Origin of the sequence: Bellilinea sp. (assembly GCF_034432615.1) — a bacterium.
Taxonomy (GTDB): Bacteria; Chloroflexota; Anaerolineae; order Anaerolineales; family Anaerolineaceae; genus Bellilinea.
The window spans coordinates 1-4,235 of the sequence record NZ_DAOUBL010000220.1; the positions used below are offsets into that span (position 1 = coordinate 1).

Consider the following 4,235-nt stretch of genomic DNA (forward strand, 5'->3'; position numbering starts at 1 on the left):
CGTCTGCGTCCGCGTTTCTTTGGCCGGCCGGCGCCCCTGCCGGTGGCATATGTCCATCTGGCGCTGCAGTGCGAGGTGCCGATGTTCGTGGTTGCCTGCGTCAGCCCGCGCCCGCACTTTTACCGGCTGGTGTGCAGCCCGCCCATCTGGCCACAGCCCCATCCCGACCGGGATACGGAGTTATTAATGAACGCCGAAGCGGTGCTGGCTGAAGCCGAGAAGATCATCCGTGCTTACCCGCACCAGTGGGCCATGTTTTACCCGGTCTGGCCGGATGTGCAGGTATAAGGGGCTGGTCTGTCCGAACGCAGCATTGCCGCGCCCGCTCAAAAGGACAACCAAGGTTTACGTCATTCCGAGCGAAGCGAGGAATCCCTCACCTTGCTTATGATCAGCCAAGCGGGAGATTGCCGCGCTCGCTCCGCTCGCTCGCAATGACGTTAAACCAGCCATGTCACTCCGAACGAAGTGACACTCACCAGTGCTGACGGGAGTCTCCCGCTCTGTCCTCATAACCGCCATGTCGGAGATTGCCACGCTCGCTCCGCTCGCTCGCAATGACGTTAAATCAATCATGTCATTCAGAGTGCAGCGACACAAACAAGAATTAATGTCACTCCGAACGAAGTGAGGAGTCTCCCTCACTACCCATACAAATCCCATGCGGAAGGTTGTCCCCGGCCGCTTCAATCGCGGAAGATGCGCACCCGGCGGTGCGGTTCCTTGCCGTAGGAATGCGACACCAGCTGCTGGGCGCGCGCCATTTCGTGCTGCATCCGGCGGACGCTGGCCGGCGCCGGGGGCAGGTCCACAAAACGCTGCCCGTTCAGCACGTTCTGGATGGCCACCTGCGTTTGCGCAGCAATGATCTCCCACTCGGTCGAGTTGCTCTCCACGCTCAGGTTATACAATTCCGCCAGCGACTGCTCCATTTGATTAATGGTATTGGCGCGCAGCACATAGATCGGCATGCGCCGCTCTTCGGCTTCCACCACCGGCTGCTGGCGCGAGCGGTAATAGGTGCGCAGGGTCATCAACACATCGGCTTCGTCCAGATTCTGCACCACCAGCGCCGGCACGCCCAACCGTTTGGCGGCCTGCGCCAGCCGGTTGCGGGCAACCCCGTAGGCGTAAATGCGAATGGTCTGCAAAGGCGCGGATGGCTGGGCGTTCATCTCGGAAGGCAGCAGCATCTCTTCGCTCACCCGTTCAGCGCCGGTGGGGAGGGAGCGCCCGCCTTTGCGGTTGAACGGCTGGGTTTCACTCCCGTTGGCATAGGTGCGCCGGCTGGTTTGCGGCAGCGGACGCGGGGCAGCCTGAGCCGGCGGCGTTTCAATGTGAATTTCGCCGTTTTCATCCCGGTAGCGGATTTCCGGCGGCAGCGGGTAGCCGCGCACCAGCGAATCCACCGCGGCAGCCACATCCTTGTGAACGTGCATGCGGTCGCGCTCCTGAATCTCGATCAGCACATCAAAAGTGGGCGGCGAGCGGCGTTCCAGCACGGTTTTCTGCGTCCCGCGCCGGCGGGCCTCTTCATCCGAAAGCGTGACCGATTCGATCCCCCCGATCAGATCGGACAAAGTCGGGTTGAGCAGCAGATTTTCCAGCGTGCGCCCGTGCGCGGTTGCTACCAGCTGCACACCCCGTTCGGCAATCGTGCGGGCGGCCAGCGCTTCCAGCTCGCGCCCGATCTCATCAATGATGATCACCTCGGGGTTGTGATTTTCCACCGCCTCGATCATCACCTCATGCTGCAGCGAGGGCTGCGCCACCTGCATGCGGCGGGCGCGCCCGACGGCCGGGTGCGGCACATCACCATCCCCGCCGATCTCGTTGGAAGTATCCACGATGATGACGCGGTGTTTTTCGGCCAGAATGCGCGCCGATTCGCGCAGCATGGTGGTTTTGCCGATGCCCGGGCGGCCCAACAGCAAAATGGACTTGCCCGATTCGAGCAAATCCTGAATGATGTCAATTGTCCCGTACACCGCCCGCCCAACCCGGCAGGTCAGGCCGACAATGTGGCCGTGCCGGTTGCGGATGGCTGAAATGCGGTGCAGGGTGCGCTCCAAACCGGCGCGGTTATCGGCGTCAAATTCGCCAATTTTGTTGACCACATGGTCAATATCCTCGCGGGTGATTTCGTTTTGGTCGAGAACCACCTCGCCCTGGACAAAGCGCGCCACCGGGACGCGCCCCAAATCCATCACGATTTCCAGCAGGTTATCGCTGTCATTGGCTTTGACCACCGCCTGACGGATATGCGGCGGCAGGACATCCAGTAAAGCATGTAAATCGTCGGTTATTCTTCTTTGCGTCATGGCAACAATTAATTCAATCTTTCTCTTGCTTCATATTGTACCAGCGGCAGCGGAGTTTCACCACCGAGTGGCTCAACCAATGCCGGCTGATGTTTTTCCAAAGTACCGTTGCGGGCGGCAAAGACCGCCTTGCGCTGCAAACTGGTCAGGTGTTTGACCAGCACGGCCTGCCGTTCGCCGCTTTCTGCGCCCAGTTTTTCCAGCCCATTTTCGAGGTAGGATTGATAGGCGCGCACCACCACATACACCGGGCGCCCCAGCAGTAACGGCATTGCCGCAACCAGCCCGCGCAGCGCGGCCGGCACATCTTCCACGGCGGGGTGAAGAATCGGTTGAACGACAATCCCGCGCGGGCCGAAAACCGGGGCAGCGTAACCGAGGACTTCCTGCTGCTGAAAGAGCACCCAGCTGTCGCTCAGCGAGTGCGGAAACGCCTCGGCGCTTTGAACCAGCGGCGGGATGAGGGTCTGTGCCAGATTGCGCACCGCCAGATGATCGAGTTCGCTGGCCAGTTCCCAGTGCGCCAGGTTGTCGCCGGCCGGCATTGCCGTAATCCGCCAGACACGCTGCCAGGTGAACACGCTGAATCCGGCGCGGCGCAGCGCTTCGAACAGCGGGCTATGTTCCTCCACTTCAGCCAGCACAACCTGATTGCCGTGCGCCCCAGCCTGCCGGATTAAGCCTTCCAGCAGCGTGATGAGGCGTTCGGGAGGGGTATCCATCACCGGCAGGATAAAGGACAACCGGGCGGTGTGATTGCTTTCGTAGCGCACCTGCCCAATCAGCGCCGGGCTGCCGCCCGCCGCACTCAGCACACAGGTGGTACTGCCCTTATCCAGCCGCAGGTGATCCAGCACCGCCCACGGGCCAACCGGACTGCCGCGCGTCAGCGCCAGGGTCGTATCCAGACATTGCGCCTGATCGCGGTAGCGGAACAGGTTCAGCAGGTCATGCCAGGCAAACAGTCGAATTTCTATCTCGCCAACTCCAAAAAATAACGGTGAAAGCGGTCATCATCGCTCAGTTCGGGGTGAAAGGATGTTGCCAGCCAGCGCCCCTGCTGAGCGGCAACAATGCCGCCATCCGGCAATACCGCCAGCGCTTCGGCGTTGCCGTTCGCCTTTTCGATCAACGGCGCGCGGATGAACACCGCCGGGAAGGGCCGTTTTTCAGCATCCACCCGGGCGAGCGCCGGTACGTCCAGCAGGATCTCAAACGAATCCACCTGCCGCCCAAAGGCATTGCGCCGCACGCTGATGTCCAACAGTCCCAGAACGGGCTGATCCCTGTCCACTGCGCGGGAGAGGAAGATTGCCCCGGCACAGGTGCCCCACACGGCATGATTTTGGGCAAACTCCCGCAGCGGCTGCATCAGCCCAAAGGCCGTCGCCAGTTTGCTGATGGTGGTGGATTCCCCGCCGGGGATGATCAACCCGTCCAGGCCGTTGAGGTGTTCGGGCAGGCGCACCTGCACGGTTTCCACACCCAGTTTTTCCAGCACTTTTTGATGCTCGATGAAAGCACCCTGTAAAGCCAGTACGCCAATCTTCATAGCCACCGTCAAAGGTTGGTTTACCAGCCGCGTCCGGCAATCAGTTCATGTTCGGGTATGGCCGAAATTTGCCGTCCAACCATCGGTTCGCCCAGATTGCGGCTGATTTCAGCCAGAATTTTCGGCTCGTTATAATGGGTAACGGCTTTGACAATGGCCGCCGCGCGGCGCGCCGGGTCACCGGATTTGAAAATGCCCGAACCGACGAACACGCCGTCCATGCCCAGCTGCATCATCAAGGCGGCATCCGCCGGCGTGGCAATTCCGCCGGCGGCAAAATTGACCACCGGCAGCCGACCCAGCTGGCGGGTTTCCAGCACCAGTTCGTAAGGCGCGCCAATCTGTTTGGCAAACGCCATCAC

At 61.1% G+C, this 4,235-nt stretch carries 3 protein-coding genes and 2 pseudogenes; 1 reads left to right on the plus strand and 4 read right to left on the minus strand.

Going from position 1 to position 4,235, the window contains the following annotated elements:
- Window positions 1-288, plus strand: a pseudogene (locus VAE48_RS09855) (hypothetical protein); the annotation flags it as partial.
- Between the two features lie 398 nt (window positions 289-686).
- Here the strand turns inward: VAE48_RS09855 and VAE48_RS09860 are convergent.
- The 4 genes and pseudogenes from VAE48_RS09860 to VAE48_RS09875 form a co-directional block, all read right to left on the minus strand.
- Window positions 687-2,321 carry a R3H domain-containing nucleic acid-binding protein gene (locus VAE48_RS09860; RefSeq protein ID WP_322793156.1) on the minus strand — a complete coding sequence of 545 codons (1,635 nt, stop codon included), beginning with the start codon at window positions 2,319-2,321 and terminating at the stop codon, window positions 687-689.
- A gap of 8 nt (window positions 2,322-2,329) precedes the next feature.
- Window positions 2,330-3,178, minus strand: a complete 849-nt coding sequence (locus tag VAE48_RS09865; RefSeq protein WP_322793157.1) for a hypothetical protein — start codon at window positions 3,176-3,178, stop codon at window positions 2,330-2,332.
- A gap of 116 nt (window positions 3,179-3,294) precedes the next feature.
- Window positions 3,295-3,873, minus strand: coding sequence for a pyridoxal 5'-phosphate synthase glutaminase subunit PdxT (pdxT, locus tag VAE48_RS09870; RefSeq protein WP_322793158.1), 579 nt, complete (start codon window positions 3,871-3,873; stop codon window positions 3,295-3,297).
- A gap of 20 nt (window positions 3,874-3,893) precedes the next feature.
- Window positions 3,894-4,235: pseudogene (locus VAE48_RS09875) on the minus strand (pyridoxal 5'-phosphate synthase lyase subunit PdxS); the annotation flags it as partial.